The organism is Tissierella praeacuta, assembly GCF_040396155.1.
In the GTDB taxonomy this organism is placed as follows: Bacteria; Bacillota; Clostridia; order Tissierellales; family Tissierellaceae; genus Tissierella; species Tissierella praeacuta_A.
Map to the genome: position 1 here is coordinate 103170 of NZ_JBEBOY010000007.1, position 17197 is coordinate 120366.

At 31.9% G+C, this 17197-nt stretch carries 15 protein-coding genes; 1 reads left to right on the forward strand and 14 read right to left on the reverse strand.

Translation table 11 applies throughout. From position 1 onward, the window contains the following. Positions 1-12: 12 nt before the first annotated feature. From ABWP20_RS05575 to ABWP20_RS05590, 4 genes are all read right to left on the reverse strand, one after another. The gene (locus ABWP20_RS05575; protein ID WP_353094555.1) at positions 13-1350 is read right to left on the reverse strand and encodes a UbiD family decarboxylase; all 1338 of its coding nucleotides are present in this window, start codon (positions 1348-1350) and stop codon (positions 13-15) included. Positions 1351-1365: 15 nt separating this feature from the next. Then, a complete protein-coding gene (locus tag ABWP20_RS05580; protein ID WP_353094557.1) occupies positions 1366-1923 on the reverse strand; it encodes a UbiX family flavin prenyltransferase in 558 nt (185 codons plus the stop codon). 72 nt (positions 1924-1995) lie between these two features. Continuing rightward, the gene (locus tag ABWP20_RS05585) at positions 1996-2607 is read right to left on the reverse strand and encodes a cysteine hydrolase family protein (protein ID WP_353094559.1); all 612 of its coding nucleotides are present in this window, start codon (positions 2605-2607) and stop codon (positions 1996-1998) included. A gap of 28 nt (positions 2608-2635) precedes the next feature. Next, positions 2636-4234: a dihydroorotase gene (locus ABWP20_RS05590; RefSeq protein WP_353094561.1), complete on the reverse strand. Its 1599-nt coding sequence runs from the start codon at positions 4232-4234 to the stop codon at positions 2636-2638. Between the two features lie 209 nt (positions 4235-4443). Between ABWP20_RS05590 and ABWP20_RS05595 the strand changes: the two genes are divergently transcribed. Then, on the forward strand, positions 4444-5139 hold the full coding sequence (locus tag ABWP20_RS05595; protein ID WP_353094563.1) for a cyclase family protein: 696 nt from the start codon (positions 4444-4446) through the stop codon (positions 5137-5139). A 28-nt stretch (positions 5140-5167) separates the two neighbouring features. Here the strand turns inward: ABWP20_RS05595 and ABWP20_RS05600 are convergent, their stop codons facing one another. From ABWP20_RS05600 to guaD, 10 genes are all read right to left on the reverse strand, one after another. Further along, positions 5168-5431, reverse strand: coding sequence for a hypothetical protein (locus ABWP20_RS05600; protein ID WP_353094565.1), 264 nt, complete (start codon positions 5429-5431; stop codon positions 5168-5170). Next, positions 5432-5725 (reverse strand): NifU family protein, encoded by a 294-nt coding sequence (locus ABWP20_RS05605; protein ID WP_353094567.1) that lies wholly within the window; start codon positions 5723-5725, stop codon positions 5432-5434. Between the two features lie 29 nt (positions 5726-5754). After that, positions 5755-7218 (reverse strand): 4-hydroxyphenylacetate 3-hydroxylase family protein, encoded by a 1464-nt coding sequence (locus tag ABWP20_RS05610; protein WP_353094569.1) that lies wholly within the window; start codon positions 7216-7218, stop codon positions 5755-5757. A gap of 68 nt (positions 7219-7286) precedes the next feature. Next, positions 7287-8588: an acetyl-CoA hydrolase/transferase family protein gene (locus ABWP20_RS05615; protein WP_353094571.1), complete on the reverse strand. Its 1302-nt coding sequence runs from the start codon at positions 8586-8588 to the stop codon at positions 7287-7289. Between the two features lie 10 nt (positions 8589-8598). Continuing rightward, the gene (locus ABWP20_RS05620) at positions 8599-9714 is read right to left on the reverse strand and encodes a 4-hydroxybutyrate dehydrogenase (RefSeq protein ID WP_353094573.1); all 1116 of its coding nucleotides are present in this window, start codon (positions 9712-9714) and stop codon (positions 8599-8601) included. Positions 9715-9735: 21 nt separating this feature from the next. Then, positions 9736-11097, reverse strand: coding sequence for an aldehyde dehydrogenase family protein (locus ABWP20_RS05625; protein WP_353094575.1), 1362 nt, complete (start codon positions 11095-11097; stop codon positions 9736-9738). A 277-nt stretch (positions 11098-11374) separates the two neighbouring features. Then, positions 11375-12751, reverse strand: coding sequence for a sigma-54 interaction domain-containing protein (locus ABWP20_RS05630; protein WP_353094577.1), 1377 nt, complete (start codon positions 12749-12751; stop codon positions 11375-11377). A 223-nt stretch (positions 12752-12974) separates the two neighbouring features. Then, positions 12975-13970: a nucleoid-associated protein gene (locus tag ABWP20_RS05635; protein ID WP_353094579.1), complete on the reverse strand. Its 996-nt coding sequence runs from the start codon at positions 13968-13970 to the stop codon at positions 12975-12977. 90 nt (positions 13971-14060) lie between these two features. Further along, on the reverse strand, positions 14061-15731 hold the full coding sequence (locus ABWP20_RS05640; protein ID WP_353094581.1) for a PucR family transcriptional regulator: 1671 nt from the start codon (positions 15729-15731) through the stop codon (positions 14061-14063). A gap of 105 nt (positions 15732-15836) precedes the next feature. Then, positions 15837-17117 carry a guanine deaminase gene (gene guaD / locus ABWP20_RS05645; RefSeq protein ID WP_353094583.1) on the reverse strand — a complete coding sequence of 427 codons (1281 nt, stop codon included), beginning with the start codon at positions 17115-17117 and terminating at the stop codon, positions 15837-15839. Between the last annotated feature and the right edge of the window lie 80 nt (positions 17118-17197).

Here is a 17197-nt window from a genome sequence, read left to right on the forward strand (position 1 = left end):
TCACCTTCTTTTTTATATATTTGGAAAATATTTATTTATGTCTATGTTCTCATATCCAGGTATAATAGCTCTATCAAATTTCCCCTTTTCATCATTTAAAGGTTTTGTTGCATCTATACCTACTTTATCTGTGACTCCTCTTAAATCATGAGATGGCTCAAGAGATGAACCTAATGCCCCTTCAACTATTACAAAATCAAGGGAGGCTTGTGATCTTGTAGTTATTGCCCACTCAATATCTTGACTATTAAATATATCTACATCTTCATCTACTATAACTACCTGTTTTAAATCCTTATTTAGACCAAGTGCTGAAAGTATTGCTGTTTTAGCGTCACCATCTCTTTGTTTTCTAATGGATATAAAAGCGTTAAATCTATATCCTCCGCCTTCTGTTACATATACATCTACTACATCTAATTGATTCTTTAAGTGATAATATAGTTCTATTTCCCTTATCATTCCATTTGACACATGTTCTTCTCTACAAGGAAATGCTGTTTGATAAATTGGATTATTTCTATGCATCGCTCCATCTATTTCTATTATTGGATGGGGAGCAACATGTCCATAGTATCCCATTAATTCTCCAAATGGACCTTCTATCTCCCTTTTTCCTGGAACCATATGTCCTTCTAAAACAATCTCTGCATTAGCTGGGACTAAAATATCTACTGTTTCACAGTTTACTAACTCTAATGGTTCTCCCCTTAAACTACTATCTATTTCATATTTATCTATGCCGTAGGTAGCTGAACTAATTTGAGATGCCATTAAAAATGGTGCATCATATCCAAATACTATTGCTATTTCCAAAGGTCTATTTAATTTTTCTAATTCTAAAAAATCATTAGTTAGTTTAGGTGATGCTATTAGAGCTGAGAGTTTATTTCCTCCATTTACTTGAAATCTTCTAATGGATGTAAAATATCTTCCTGTAACAGGATCTTTTACCACCATTACTCCTGCTGTTATGAAGTTTGATAAATCCTTCTCTTGAAATTTATTGATAGGTAAAAGGTTTGGTAAATCTATATTTCTTCTTATGATATTTTCTTTTATTGGTCCCTCTTTGACTATTCTATATGGCTGTGGATTTGCTATGGCATTCATAAAAGTTTCTATTCTACTTTCATGATTAGTACCTAATAAACTATATATTATATCTCTATCTCCATAAAGGCCTCCTATGGATAATAAGGTACTGTTCTTTATCTTATTAAATAAAATCGGTTTTTTGTTGTTAAAGTATTTAAGGACTGCCCCCATTTCATATACTGGATCTACCTCTTTATTACATTCCAAGAGTAAATTATTGTCTCTTAGTTTTTCTAGAGTATGTCTAAGCATAATCATCCCTCCTTTCTATTTACCAATCCATCTTTTTACTAAATTGTTTTCTATCTCTAACATATCTAGAATCCGTCCTGTCATGTTAAATATAATATCCTCTATTGTTTCAGGATGATTATAAAATCCCGGACTCAATGGCAATATAGTAACATTCATTCTAGCTAGCTTTAACATGTTCTCCAAATGAATTGGGCTTAAAGGTGTTTCTCTAGGTACTAATATTAGCTTACGTCCTTCCTTTATAGTTACATCACAAGCTCGTGAAATCAAAGAATCAGAAAACCCACAAGCAACAGATGACAATGTTTTCATAGAACAAGGAAGAACTATCATCTTATCTACTTTAAAAGAACCACTAGCTATTGGAGCTGCAAAATTTTTATTATCATGATAATATGTGACAAGGGATTTTAGTTCTTCTATATTAATACCACATTCATGTTCTGTTACATATTCTCCCATAGTAGATACTACAAGATGAGTCTCTATATTTAATTCCTTTAATGCCTTTAGGAGGGAAACTGCATAAATCGAACCAGAGCCTCCAGATATTCCAACTACTATCTTCATTGCAATTCCTCTCTTTCTATGTAGCCATTGGGCGGTTTTATCCACCCTATATGGAAATTAATCATTTATACTTTATTTTACTTTATTCTCTGTGTCTCCTCCGCCTTCCCATGGGTCAAGTCCTTTTTCCCACGCTTCTTTATATTCATCAAAAGTCATTAATTTCGTGAATATACTTAAATCCCTTAATCCTTGTTCATGCATTTCTTGATTCTTTGCATGTATAGCATCTGTAAGAGAAATAACTTTATATGCCCTTGCTAATGCATCTGTAGCTGTTGATCTTACACATACATTAGTCCAAGTACCTGTAACTATTACTGTATCTATATTTTCTTCTCTTAGATAAAGGTCTAAATCAGTATATGCAAATCCACTATGTCTTCTTTTCTTTACTATATATTCATCTCCCTCAGGTTTTAGCTCTGGAACAAAATCTGAACCCCAAGTTCCATCTACTGCATGAACTGGTCTTACTTTAAAATCTGCATCATTCTTTCTATGGGCTTCTTGAATATGAACTAATTGCACATCATCATTGCCTTTGGCATTTCTTTCCCTTACCCATTTGAATATTTCTTGAAGCTTTGGTGTTATAATAGCTGTTCCTTCACAATATAATGCTCCCTCTGGATTAGCAAAATCATTTAACATATCTATTACTAAGATTGCATGTCTTGACATTATTAAAATCCCCCTTAATTTTATTATTTTAGTATTTTATTTTTCTAGGTAAAATTTGTATACTTTGTCTCTTAATGAGTTGACCAAATCCTGGTTTAGATACTATCCCCTTTATTCCTCTTATATGTTTATCTATTACTTCTGGATGATTTATCCTATAACTTCTTTCATATTCAGCACTATTTAAATGAGGATATCTTTCAAATTGACCAGCATATTTTTCTTCTATTCCTTCTGGGAAATTATGGACTATTTTCTTTAATTCCTCATCTGTTAATTTAGCTAATGTACTTTCATCTATATCTTCAAATACTAGATGTCCACGTACTATGGTCTTTGTAACTCTTCCTTTTAATTTAATACCTTCAAGAGGAGTATATCCGCACATTGAAGCTTCATCTTTCGGATCTATAACCCATTCCTTATCTAAATCTATTATAGTAAAGTCTGCATCTGAGCCAATATTCATTGCACCTTTCTTTGGATATAAACCATAATGAATAGCTGCATTTTTACTTAATACATCAACTAAAGTAGATAGTGAAATTCTTCCCTTATTGTATCCTTCACTTACTAAAATAGGCACCATTGTTTCAACACCTGGAATTCCTGGAAATGCCGTCCATATATTAGTTCCTTCTTTTATCTTTTCACTTTCTAATTCATAAGGGGCATGGTCTGTAGCTATAAAATCTACACTTCCATTATTTAATCCTTCCCATAGTAATTCGTTATCCTTTTTAGTTCTAAGTGGCGGAGCTATCTTTGCACAAGCCCCATGTTCTGTCATAGCATCTTGAGCATTTATTGTTAAGTAATGCGGACAAGTTTCAGAAGTTACATTTAACCCTCTCTTCTTTGCTTCTCCAACTAATTTTGCACCTATTCCCGTACTCATATGAACTATATGAAGTCTAGCATCTGCTTCTTCAGCAAAGCTAATACCTAATTCTATAGCAACCTTTTCTGCCAATTCCATTCTTGCCTCTGCCCAAGCTGGTCCGTCCATTCTGCCTTGTTTTTGGAATTCTTTTACATAATAATCACACATAGAGTAATTTTCAGCATGGATTCCTACTGGAAGCCCAGTTTTTGCAACTGCTTTAAACGCCTCAAACATTTCTGGGTCTGTAACCCTTGGAAATGTTGGAACTGATGGAGTCATATATGCCTTAAATGCTACTACTCCCCAGTCAGCTTGCTCCTGTACATTATCAAGCCAACCTTCCCTTACATCTTCCCCTGTTACTCCGCCCCACAAAGCAAAGTCTACTAATGCCTGTGGCTGTATCAAATCAAGTTTTAAATCTAATTGTTCATTACTTCTTGCTGATGGAACGGAACAGCAAGGCATATCAATAACAGTAGTTATTCCACCTCGAGCTGCAGCAGCTGTACCTGTTAGGAAGTTTTCTCTATGTGGAAACCCTTGATACATAAAATGAGTATGTGAGTCTATACAGCCTGGTAATGTTAAATGCCCTTTTGCATCGATTGTTTCTTTTGCCTCTATCCCTTCAATATTATCTAAGAATCCAGCTATCTTCTCATCCTTAACTAGAATATTAGTTAATGCAGTGTCATCGCCTTGAGGAATTTTTGCATTCTTTACAATAACATCGTACATACCTATCTCCCCTTTTCATTTATTTTGTACTAATAATAACATATTGCTATAAAATATGCCTTGTTAGTTTACTATAAAAATATACTTAGAGACCTAAAATTATAACAAATCTTTTGTATAATTCTAATAATATTTTTGTATATCTTTTATATACCTTTAATTTAGGTAAGCAGTTATAATAATATAAATAATATTGGGGAGGGGATTTAATGACATTAAAACTAATTGACCTATCTCAAGAAATTTACCAAGGTATGAGTGTTTTCCCTATGCACCAGAAAACATTTATAATGACCAATATGACCCATGAAGAAAATATGGAGCTTACTGGAAGTAAAACCTTAGGTTTTTCTGCAAGAAATCTACTTATTAGTGAACATGGCGGCACACATTGTGATGGAGTATGGGAGTTCAATCCAGAAGGGCCTACCATAGATAATATGCCTTTGGAATATTTCTGGGGCTCAGCTATTTGTATTGATTTATCTCATATAAGATATCCAAATTATTTTGAACCAAAGGATTTAGAAGAAGCCCTATCTCGTTCTGGACAAGAGATTAGACAAGGTGATATAGTCCTACTATATACTGGACATCATGATAGAACCTTTGGTACTGACATGTTTCAAACTGACTATTCGGGACTAAGCTATGAAGGTGCAAAATGGCTAGCAGAGAAAGGCGTTGTAAATATAGGAGTTGATGCTCCAGCAATAGACTTAACTCCAGATGATATAAACTTCTCAGGTCACCTAGTTTGCGGAGAATATCATATAACTAATACTGAGAATTTGTGTAATTTAGACAAATTGGTAAATAAAAGATTTCTATATTTTGGCTTACCCCTAAAAATTAGGGATGGAAGCGGCTCGCCTATTAGAGCTGTAGCACTATTGGAAGAATAAAAAATGCCAAGGAAAACCTTGGCATTTTTTATTCTTTCATCCGATCTATTTTTTCTTTTATGTTTTTATAATCATCATCTCTAATAATCAGAAATCCTTTTTTAGGTTTTAAACCCTGTAATCCTGCACATGCTATATGGCATCCATTGACTGCTATAATAAAATCATACTCCTCATTCTCTGTAGCATAACTAAATTCAAGTTCTTTATAATCGGATCTTATTTTCTCTACAATAGTAGTGCGTTCAAATCTTGAGTTACAACCTCCACAATATTTTATACCTACCTTCACCTATTCACCACCATTTAAAATCTTTCTAGCAAAGGCTAGTATTTCCTCATCAACTTGATTGACTAAAATTACCTTATATATTGAATCTCCTAGTTTCTCTTTTAATATATTTTCCACGGTCTCCTCAATAGTAATCTGAGCAGAGGGACAGCCATGGCAACTACCTGTTAATGTTACCCGTACTATTTTATCAATAACAGAATTGACTTTTATATTTCCACCGTGCAATTTAAGCTGTGGTCTAATAAATTCTTCCACCACTTCTTCTACCTCATTTAATAAGCTATCTTTCAAAGCTACCCCCCCACTTAGATTATTCCTTTTTATTTATCCTTGCTAGTATCTACTTGTGCAACTTTTCTCGCCATTTCCTTCTTAGCTTCAAGATTTCCTTGGCGAGCAATCATTATTCTCTGAGCTTGCGGCGAACCAGCACCATGCATAGATTCAGTTCTATATCCAACTGCTGCAGTACCTAATGTAATATTTTCTATTAACCTTAATACTCTCATACGATTTTCTGTTGAAGTTCCAGTTTTTCCAGCTAAATATTTTTCAACGTATTTCCCTATTTCTGGATCTTTAAAATCCTTTTCCGATGGCATAGTAACCATCAATCCACCTGCTATATCTTCTGCTAAGCGTGCTATTTCGTATGGGAAACGAGTTACATTTTGCTTACATACGTTTGCCAATAATAAATCAATTAAATAATTTCCTGAATCTGTTTTACTTCCCTCTGCTGAACAGGCAACAGCACATGCCCATAGAGTTTCATTTAAATGCATCATTTCTATTAGTTTATCTTTTATATGACTAGCTTTATTTGCACCATTATAGTCTGCCGCCAAAGCTGCTGCACCTATTAATACATCACCTACACCTGTTTTACATGCATAGGATTGTCTATGATACCCAGCAAATCTTTCTACTAACATACCAGCATATTTTGCCTCTTTACACATAAATACTCTTTCATTTGGTACAAATACATCATTGAATATAACTAATGCCTCATGTCCGCCAAAGTTAGCATTTCCAAGGTCAATATCTGCACCTTCTTCTAGCTTTCTTGTATCACAGGATTGGCGACCATAAATCATTATTACACCTTCTGCATCGGATGGAACTGCAAAGGATACTGCATAATCTTTGTCTTCCTCTTTCAATGCAATAGTAGGCATTATTAAATGTTCATGGGAATTTATAGCCCCTGTTTGATGGGCCTTTGCTCCTCTTACTACTATCCCGTCTTCTCTCACTTCAGTAATACGAAGGTATAAGTCAGGATCTTCCTGTTGTGATGGTGAAAGTCCTCTATCTCCCTTTGGATCTGTCATCGCTCCATCTACTGTATAGTCATTTTTTTGGATAAACTTTAAGTAATTTGCAAATCTTTCATGATAGTTTGTTCCATATTCCTTATCCATTTCAAATGTAGTTGAATAAATTGCATTAAATGCATCCATGCCTACACATCTTTGGAAACAAGAAGCAGTTTTTTGACCTAATAATCTTTGCATCTTTATTTTTTTAATTAAATCTTCAGTACTTTGATGTATATGACAGAATCTATTAATTATTTCTCCTGTTAAATGTGATTTTGTGGTCATTAAATCTTTATATTCTTCTTGCTGAGCTAATTCATAAGTCATTGCTACTGAATTCATAGACGGTCTAATCACTGGATGGTCTACAGGATTTTCAATTAGTTCACCAAACATATATACTTTTAAATTCAACTTCCTTAAACTTTCTATATATTCCTCCCTAGTCATTAACGCCATTTAATACATCTCCTTTAAAATATATTTTTAACACTTTCTCTAATACGAAAACCCAATTTTCTTTTATATTAGAACTTATCTGCAAATCTGGTTTCCCATTCCTTTATAAGTTCATCTCTAAAATCTGGATGTGCTATATTTATTAAAGCCCTTCCTCTATCTTTTAGAGTCTTTCCCTTAAGATTTGCTACTCCATATTCAGTAACTATATAATGAACATCATTTCTTGAAGTAGTCACTGCTGCACCCTCATCTATTATAGAGACTATTCTTGAAACTGTTCCCTTTGACGCTGTAGAAGGCATTGCTATAATAGACTTTCCAGCCTTTGCCATAGATGCTCCCCGGACAAAATCTACCTGTCCCCCTACCCCGCTAAACTGTTTCTTTCCTACTGAATCTGAAACCACTTGTCCCATTAGATCTACTTGAATACATGAATTAATAGATACCATTTTGTGATTTTGCATAATAACACAAGGATCATTTACATAATCTACTGGATACATTTCTATATTTGGATTATTGTTTACAAAATCATATAATCTTTCTGTTCCCATTAAAAACGTGACTACCATTTTATCCTTATGAAGGGTTTTCATTTTATTTGTAATTACCCCTGCTTCATATAGCTCTACTACACCATCTGATATCATTTCTGAGTGGATACCAAGATCCTTTTTATCCTTTAGGAAAAGCAATACTGCATCTGGTATTGCTCCAATACCTAATTGCAATGTAGAGCCATCTTCAATTAAGGATGCACAATGTTTTCCTATTAAACGTTCAACATCTGATATCTTTGGCGGATTTAAGATTGGTAATGGACTATCAGCCTCTACAATATAATCTAAATCCTTTATATTAACAAAGGAATCTCCTAAAGTTCTTGGCATTTCTTCATTTATTTGAGCAATTGTTATTTTAGCACATTCTACCGCTGCCTTTGTGTAATCCACAGATGTACCTAGACTACAATTTCCATTTCCATCTGGGGCACTAACAGTAACTAATACAACATCTACAGGCAACTTCCCTTCTCTAAATAGTTTTGGCACCTCATAGAAAAAACAAGGAGTATAATCTGCCCTACCTGAATTTATTGCCTCTCTAGTAGATCCACCTGCAAATAAAGCATTATGTCGAAAATGTTTTTCCATACCTTCTTTTATATATTCGCTTTTTCCCATTGGAACCATATGAACTATTTCCACATTCTCATATTCATCTTTGTTTGCCACCATGGCTTCAATAAGTAAAGAAGGTTCTCCTACAGCATGACCTATAACTACTCTATTACCAGATTTTATATGTTTTACTGCTTCTTCTTTAGATACTAGTCTTTTATTATATTCTAATCTCCAATCCATATAATCACTCCTAATACAATCTAGCAAAAATACCTTTTATTTCGTCTCTTGATAACTCTGTATAGTTATTTGCTAATAATCGTTGTTGCTTCTCAAGTACCGATACTGTAAATTCCTCAATTTCCTCTTCCTTCATACCATATTCTTTAAGTGATTTTTTCGGTAATAGATTATTCAATATTTTCTCAAGCTCATCATATACATTTTCAACTGTAGTTCCGATTAAACCTGCTAACATCTTATTTACATCTTTGATTTTTCCATTTGGATTCAATCTATTGTATGTCTTAAATACTTCTACAAAGAATTGATAATTCACTTCTCCATGAGGTACATGATAAGTTCCTCCTACTGGATAGGATAGAGCATGAACTGCTCCTACTCCAGTATTTGCAAATGCTATTCCTGCATAATTACTTGCAATTAAGAAGTCTTCTATTATTTCTGTTCTATATTCTTCGCCCTTTTCAATAATTTCTAGATAGCCCTTTAATATGATCTCTATTGCTTTTATACTAAATAGCTCAGTATAACAGTTAGACTTTGGTGATACTAAAGATTCTATTGCATGTATCAAGGCGTCTATAGAACTTGTCACAAAAAATTTATATGGTAATGTTTTTACCATTTCAGGTATCATTATTGCATAGTCTGCATATAACTCATCTATTGCTAATCCCATTTTTGTTCCCTTGGATTTTATCTCAGCTATGGAAATATTAGTAGCTTCACTACCAGTACCGCATGTAGTAGGGATTATAATTAATTCCTTATCCTTTATTAGAGGTATAGTCTTTTCAAATAATTCCAATGCATTTGTTGCATTCTTAATTACAAATAATTTGGCAATATCAATTACAGAGCCTCCGCCTATTGCGATTACTCTATTGAATTCTTTGTCTTTAATATCGCTAAATATTTTATCTATCATTTCATCTGAAGGTTCCCCCAAACCATATTTTTCTTGATATACAGCATGGCATGGTAAATTTAAATGTCCAAAATAAGGTTGATAAATATATTCGTTAGTTAATATCAAATCTTTTTCAGTTATAGGAAATGATTCTATGAATTCAGCACAATTATTAAACTTATATATTTCTGGTTTTACAACTAATTGTTTCATTTACATACCCCCTTATTATATCTAAACCCAAATTTCCTCGTCTGCAGGTACAGTTATTCCTTTTTTTATAAATGCTACCCTAGATATATTTATTAGATGTTTGTAATTTAAGTTCTCTGATATACTGTTGTTTCCCCATGTTCCACATCCTAAGGTAGTAGTTGGTGATAAACTGTTAAACAAGGAACCACCTGCCGTAGTAGATGATGGTGCATTTACTACTAATCTTGAAACAGTAAGATTTACTCCAGCATATCTTATGTGTTCTTGATCATTTGAATGGATTGCAGTTGTATGTCCCTTTCCTTCCAATTCAAGATTAGTTTGAGCTATTGCTACTGCATCTTCGAATGTATTATATGGCAATACTATCATTACAGGGCACATCTTTTCTTTGCAAAGCAAATCTTCTTTTCCAATACCAGTTGGTTTTAACAATATTACTTTAGTTTCCTTTGGCACTGTAACATTTGCTAAATCTGCAATAAATTGTACTGACTGGCCTACTATGTCTCCATTAATCACTCCATTTTTAAATAAAACATCTCTAAATTTACTTACAGTCTCCTCTTCTCCAACATAAAATGCACCATTTACTTCCATCGCTTTTATAACCTCTTCATACTTATCTTCCGGCACTATTATGGATTGCTCTCCTGAACAAATAATACCATTATCAAATATTCTTCCTGAGATTACTTTTTCAGCAGCTTCTATAAAATCTATATCTCTATCTAAAATTACCTGGACATTGCCAGCACCTACTCCAAAGGATGGTTTTCCACTTGAATATGCTGATTTAACCATTGCCATTCCACCAGTGGCTAATACCACATCAGATTTTTGCATTAATTCATTTGTTAATTCGATTGATGGTTCTTCAATTATTTGAATTAAATTATCAGGTGCACCTAGTTTTTTAATTTTTTCATTCATTAAAGCTACTGCATGAGTGCTTGATTTTTTTGATCTTGGATGAGGTGCTACAATTATTGCATTTCCACCTTTTAGTGCAAACATTGCATTACACATAGGTGTAACAATTGGGTTTGTAGTAGGAGTAACAGCACAAACTACTCCTATAGGCTTAGCTATGGAAATCAACCCATTTTCATAGTTTTCATCTATTATACCTATTGATTTTTTTCCTTTCAGGCTATTCCAAATAGTCTTAGATTTACCCCTATTTTTCGCAACCTTATCTTCATATACTCCCATTTTTGTTTCTTCTACTGCTTCTTTTGCTAAAACTTCCGCATTATCATAAATTACCTTACCTATGCCCTTTACAACATTGTCTACCTGTTCTTGAGTAAATTTTTCAAATAACTTCTGAGCTTCTCTAGCTTTTTCCATCATCATATCCACAGTTGTCTTATCCACTAACCCATCCCTCTTTTCCTATTTATTTTACTTATTTAATATTGCAAGAAATATGCCATTATTATAAAATTTATGATATTTTTCCTTCACCGCTATTTACCTCGTTAAATAATTAACTATTATGTATAAAAAAATATTCCCAGTCAGAACTGTTGCATTATTGCATCGTTTTATTGGGAATATTTGATATTTTTTTAACTATATCGGCTAAAATGAGAACTTCTCTTTTATTTATATTTTTGATGCATCTTTACAACTGATTGCATCTTTACAACGCTCATTTATATTTCTGTCTCTTTCGTACAAAAGTAGAAGGATCTATTTCCAAAACCTTTGCAGCATCACGTACATTGCCATATGTGTTGAAAGCAATTTCTAGCAAATGTCTTTCCACTTTATTCAAAGCCTGTTTTAACGGCACTATCTCATTTTCATTAATTATATTCTGTTCTTTATCCCATACTAATATATTATTAGGGAGATCTGATTTACCAATTATATCTTTTTCTGACATTACCATTATTCTTTCAATAATATTTCTAAGCTCTCTTACATTCCCTTTCCATTCATAAGAATATAATATCTTTAGAGCTTCACTAGATATAGTTTTATTAAATCTATATTTCTTATTTAACTTATTTAAAAAATAACGTATGAGAGGTACTATGTCATCCCTCCTATCTCTTAGTGGCGGTATTATAATAGGTACTATGTTTAATCTATAATATAAGTCCTCTCTAAATAACTTTTCTCTTACCATTTCTTCAAGATTTCTATTAGTTGCAGCTAAAATTCTTACATCTACAGTTATCTCTTCTACTCCACCAACTCTAGTAAATTGTCCATCTTGAAGCACTCTTAGAAGTTTTACCTGCATGTCAAGTGGCAATTCTCCTATTTCATCTAAAAATATTGTACCTCCATCAGCTACTTCAAACAGACCTATTTTACCTTCCTTATTCGCTCCTGTAAATGCTCCTTTTTCATATCCAAATAATTCCGCTTCTATTAATGTTTTTGGTATGGAACCACAATTAATTTTTATAAATTGTTTACTCCCTCTATTACTATTTTTATATATTAACTTTGCTATTTCTTCCTTTCCTACACCTGTTTCTCCTGTTACTAACACTGTTGTATCAATAGGGGCTACTCTGATTGCCATTTGAATAATATCTAACATCTTCTTATCCATGGCAATTAAGTCATTGTTCTTTAGCAATTCTATTTTCATAGCTTCCAGTTCCACGGAATATTTCTTTGTCAGGTTTTCTTTTTCATCCAATTTTTCTTTTAATTCATAAAGTTCAGTAATATCCCTTACATTTGTAACTACCATAGTAATATCTCTATTATTGTTAAATACAGGCGTAGCAGTAACTAATGCTTTCTTACCAGTTTTAAAATTTTGCTCAATGGTATTTACCTTCCTATCTTTTAATACTAATAATGTTGCAGATTGGGATATATAGCCTTCTTTTACTAAATCCTTCATATTACGCCCTATTAGCTCATCTGTTTTTATCCCAGCAATTCTTTCATATGCCTTATTTACCATTATTGTATTTGCTTCTCCATCTGTAATATAAATTCCATCGTAGGATGAATCTAATATATCGTTTATTCTTAAATGTAAATCTTTTTCAAAAAACAATACCTATCACCCCTTTCTGCATTAATTATACTATATTTTAGCACAAATACGAACTACCTTTAAGAAAGGAAAGCCCATAAAAAATAAATTGCTCAGAAATATCTAAGCAATTTGTTTTTATAACATATAGAAAAGTTCTTATTTAATCTTGATTCTTTTAAAAAATCCAGACCTAATCTGGTTCCAGAAAAAGCTACCTTACAATACTTCAGTAGAGCCTTTCTTAATTTCCTTGTTTAATTTTACTAATATTTTTTATTATTATTGATATTGTTCCGTCAGGATTGTTTATAAACTCAATTATATTCTTATCTCTATAAATATCAACTGGTACATCAAGTTGTATTCCATTATCCATCTTAATTTTATGTACGGTCAATTTCTTTTCCGGTTTTTTCCCTTCCAAATCTACAACTTTATTGACCCCTGCATCTTCAATTCTTTCTATATATTCCCTTTTAACCTCAATATTATTTCTAAATATTTTTTCTGCAACATTTTCAACCTCAATAATGCCACTATCAAGATTATCGTAAATAGCTTCTTTAATTTCAGATACCTTTTCAAAATCATCATCGTAATATTGCTTAGTCATATCCTTAGCCACTTCTCTGATAACCTTAATACTTTCCTTTATGGAAAGTTCTGTATCACAATTTAAAAACATTTTAGAAAAGTATAATATTTTCTCTCCTTCAATATCATATTCTCTTTCAAATACCTTTATAGATAAATCCTCCAAATTAATTAATGCTGCCTCAATATTTCTCTGTGTTTCTGATGGAAACATTACCTTATTTACAACTATCTTATTTAATGTTCCAGAATCTCCATAATCAACATAATGAGTATATCCTTCTTTATAGTTAAATTTTATAATAATAAGATAATGGTGCCCTTCCATATCTAATGAAGCTATTAACAAATCTCCACTAGGTATTTCAGTATATTTTAACATAATTTCATATAACTTTTCTGCAATAGATATACTGACATCAGTAAAATCTTTATCTATATTCTTAAGGAACTCTATAATATGGGAATTTTCATTAAATCTTCCAGCCTTTACAGATTGGTCATTAAATATTCTTTCAATATGTCTTCCAATAAATTCTTGTACCTTTTCATCCTCTAATTCTAAATTTTGTTGAGAATAAACAGGCAATAAAGCAGTAGAATCAAGTATATGAAGTATAGCATTATTTATTCCTATTTCCAATTTCATTCACTCCTTACGATTAGTCAATATATATCTTATCATTTATTTTCCGTAAGTGAAATTGAAAAATAATAGAAAATACTCTTCTAATTATTTGTCCAATAATGCTTTTATTTTAATTGCTATTTCTAGATTTAATCTATGATTATGGTCCTCCAAATCCATACCAGTTATTTCAGAAATACGATTGATTCTATAAAGAATAGTATTATAATGGGTAAATAACTGTTCAGATATCCTAGTTAAGTTTCCATTATTCTTAAAGTATACATCTAATGTCTTAACTAATTCTGTAGATTTTTTATTATCATAGTCAACTAACGGTTTCAATGTGGAATTGTAGAAATCCTCTAACTCGTCTACTAATGTATCCTGAGATAAAATTTTAAATATACCTAGCTCATCAAATGTTACTATTTTCTTAGATGTAATAACCTTTCCTATTCTAACAGCTCTTACAGCATCTTGAAAACCTTTATCTACATTATCTAGACCCTTATATATCCTTCCTACACCTATTCTTATATCTAAATCATCACATTTGTTAGATATACATTTAATTATTCTTTGATTGAAATCTTTGATTCTATTAGAAATTTGATGTTTATCTTGGAAACTCAATAAAATTTGAACCCCATTACCCTTAGTAGATACTATCCCATTTAAGTTTAAATACTGCATTAGCTCCTCTATAATATTCACTATTGGATTTGTAAAATCCTGTATGTAATCAATCAATACATCTGTTTCATTAACTTCATTTTTATGCTTAAAACTCATTACCTCTATTATATAATGATCCTCAAGCTGTAAATTAAAAAATCTCGCCCTATCTAAGGCCTTTTTTCTCCTTTTCAAATCTATAGAAATTAAATCCTCGAAAAACTCTGACCTATATTTAATCTCCACTTCCTTAACTGACAGTTCTTGTAATATTGATAATGCTATTGTAGTAGAAGCTGATTCAATTATTGCTAGGTCAAATCCTCCTAAGGGCATATCTGTACTCCATGTAAATAGATGACCATATATATGATTTCTTAGGACTATGGGCATAATCATTCTTTTAATATATTTTCCATTTATAAGAACTGTATCTTCTATTAATTTTCTTAATCTATTCTTTGTGTTATTTGAATCATAAAATTCTTTTACTTCTTTCATTAATTCGGTATTATAGGACTTGTTCATTCCATTTATACATTCAACAGTTTCATTTGAAAAACTTAAATGAAGAATTACTGGATTTCTAACATTTTCCTGTACTATCTGTGTTAAATCTTCTAATCCATTGCCTTCTAACATAACCCCCATCAACTTTTCATGAACCTTTTCAATTCTTTCCAACAAAGAAGCTTGTTTATTAAATATTTCTTTAAAGGCAGACATCATTATATCTGATAAAGGAATAGATGAGTGTATATCTATTATAGGAAAGCTTAAATCATTGGCTAGGTCTATAACTTCTGGAGGAAGTGCATCAAGATATGGTGATATCTTGATACCAATACCTGCCAATTTCTTTGATGCACATTCCTTTATTAGTTCTATCTGTGTATTTACATTATCTTGCTTAAAAGAATAAGCTGTAGTTAGCAAAAATTCTCCTTCTGCTGTCCACTCTAATATATCAGGGTCTGCCATTATATTTATCCTAGATATGGTATTTCTAACTCCTCTAAATCCTGCTATTAAATTGCAAGATTCCATTACATCAAGTCCCAACATATCCTCTATGCTAATACCATTTTGCCTAGCCATGACAACAACTCCTTTTTTAATCAATACAGTCAAATGCCAAAATCATAAATGTTTTTAGTTCTTTTTTAAATTAATTTACCATATTAAATTTTCGATTATTAGCCCCTAATTTTTAAATGGCTCATTAACCTTCTTTCCCTGTACGTATCTTTCCACAATATGCCTATCATCACCTATGTAGATAAATTTTTGTAATCTTTCTTCTATTGACAATTCATTAATATCTGATAAAGAACTATCATCTATTATGAGTGCATCAAAATCATAACCATTTTCAAAGCTGCCAACTTTTCCGAAGAAACTTCCACCACCCTTTGTCCCAAGGAAAAACCCTTCACTAAATGTAAGTGGAGCGGATTCTTCATTTGTATTTAACCAAATCATCTTGGAAGCCTGAATAGCTCCTGCTATAATATTTGCTACACTTAGACTATTTCCGCCAGAAATATCCGATCCCAATCCAACCGATGCTCCATTATTCAAAAACTTCCTAACAGGCATTATTCCACTTGATAGATTGTAATTTGAATAAGGGCAATGTGCAGCATATACTCCATTTTGAGCCATTAATTCAATTTCTTCATCAGTATTATATATACAATGTGCCATTATAGTCTTTGTTTGACCAAATAAATTAAAATCATTATAAACTGAAGCATAGTTTTTAGATTTCGGAAAGAGTTCTGTCACCCATTTGACTTCAGCTCTATTTTCACTTAGATGAGACTGAACTGGTATTTTATAATCGACTGCTAAATTACCTAAACTCTCCAGTAATTCTTCTGAACACGTTGGTGCAAATCTAGGTGTAATAATGGGTTTTACTAAATATGATTTATTCATATATTCTTTTAATATCTCTTCTGTATCTATAATAGATGTAGTTGTATCCTCTGTAAGGTACTCTGCAGTATTTCTGTCCATATTTACTTTTCCCACATATGCTCCTAGACCAGATTCCATAAACATATCTAATAAAAGTTTTGTACTTTCCTTATGTATACTTGAAAAAACCACTGCTCTAGTAGTGCCAACTCTCCATAATTCATTTATAAGTCTAGAATATACCTTTTTAGAATAATCTAAGTCATTATATTTTCCTTCTTCAGGAAATGTATATGTTTCAAGCCATGGAATAAGTTCTTTATCTAATCCCAATCCTCTATTAGGATATTGAGGGGCATGAAGATGTAAGTCAACAAATCCCGGTATTATTATCTTATCAGAAAAGTCTTTCAACTGATAGTCTTTGTAAGAATCATCTAATTCCTTACAAATATCCACTACTTTTCCATCTTCTACTACTATATATGAGTTCTCATAAGTTTCAAATTTTTCTTTTGTAGGAGTAAAAGCTATATTACCCTTTAGCACTATTTTACTCATAATCAATCACCTCTTATATTATTAGATATAGCGTTAATCATAATTCATAACGCTTGAAATCACTGTATCTTACACAGTGA

Coding starts and splice junctions, on each gene's coding strand:
- ABWP20_RS05575 (WP_353094555.1), bottom strand. CDS start 1,350: ATGCTTAGACATACTCTAGAAAAACTAAGAGACAATAATTTACTCTTG.
- ABWP20_RS05580 (WP_353094557.1), bottom strand. CDS start 1,923: ATGAAGATAGTAGTTGGAATATCTGGAGGCTCTGGTTCGATTTATGCA.
- ABWP20_RS05585 (WP_353094559.1), bottom strand. CDS start 2,607: ATGTCAAGACATGCAATCTTAGTAATAGATATGTTAAATGATTTTGCT.
- ABWP20_RS05590 (WP_353094561.1), bottom strand. CDS start 4,234: ATGTACGATGTTATTGTAAAGAATGCAAAAATTCCTCAAGGCGATGAC.
- ABWP20_RS05595 (WP_353094563.1), top strand. CDS start 4,444: ATGACATTAAAACTAATTGACCTATCTCAAGAAATTTACCAAGGTATG.
- ABWP20_RS05610 (WP_353094569.1), bottom strand. CDS start 7,218: ATGGCGTTAATGACTAGGGAGGAATATATAGAAAGTTTAAGGAAGTTG.
- ABWP20_RS05615 (WP_353094571.1), bottom strand. CDS start 8,588: ATGGATTGGAGATTAGAATATAATAAAAGACTAGTATCTAAAGAAGAA.
- ABWP20_RS05620 (WP_353094573.1), bottom strand. CDS start 9,714: ATGAAACAATTAGTTGTAAAACCAGAAATATATAAGTTTAATAATTGT.
- ABWP20_RS05640 (WP_353094581.1), bottom strand. CDS start 15,731: ATGGCTAGGCAAAATGGTATTAGCATAGAGGATATGTTGGGACTTGAT.
- guaD (WP_353094583.1), bottom strand. CDS start 17,117: ATGAGTAAAATAGTGCTAAAGGGTAATATAGCTTTTACTCCTACAAAA.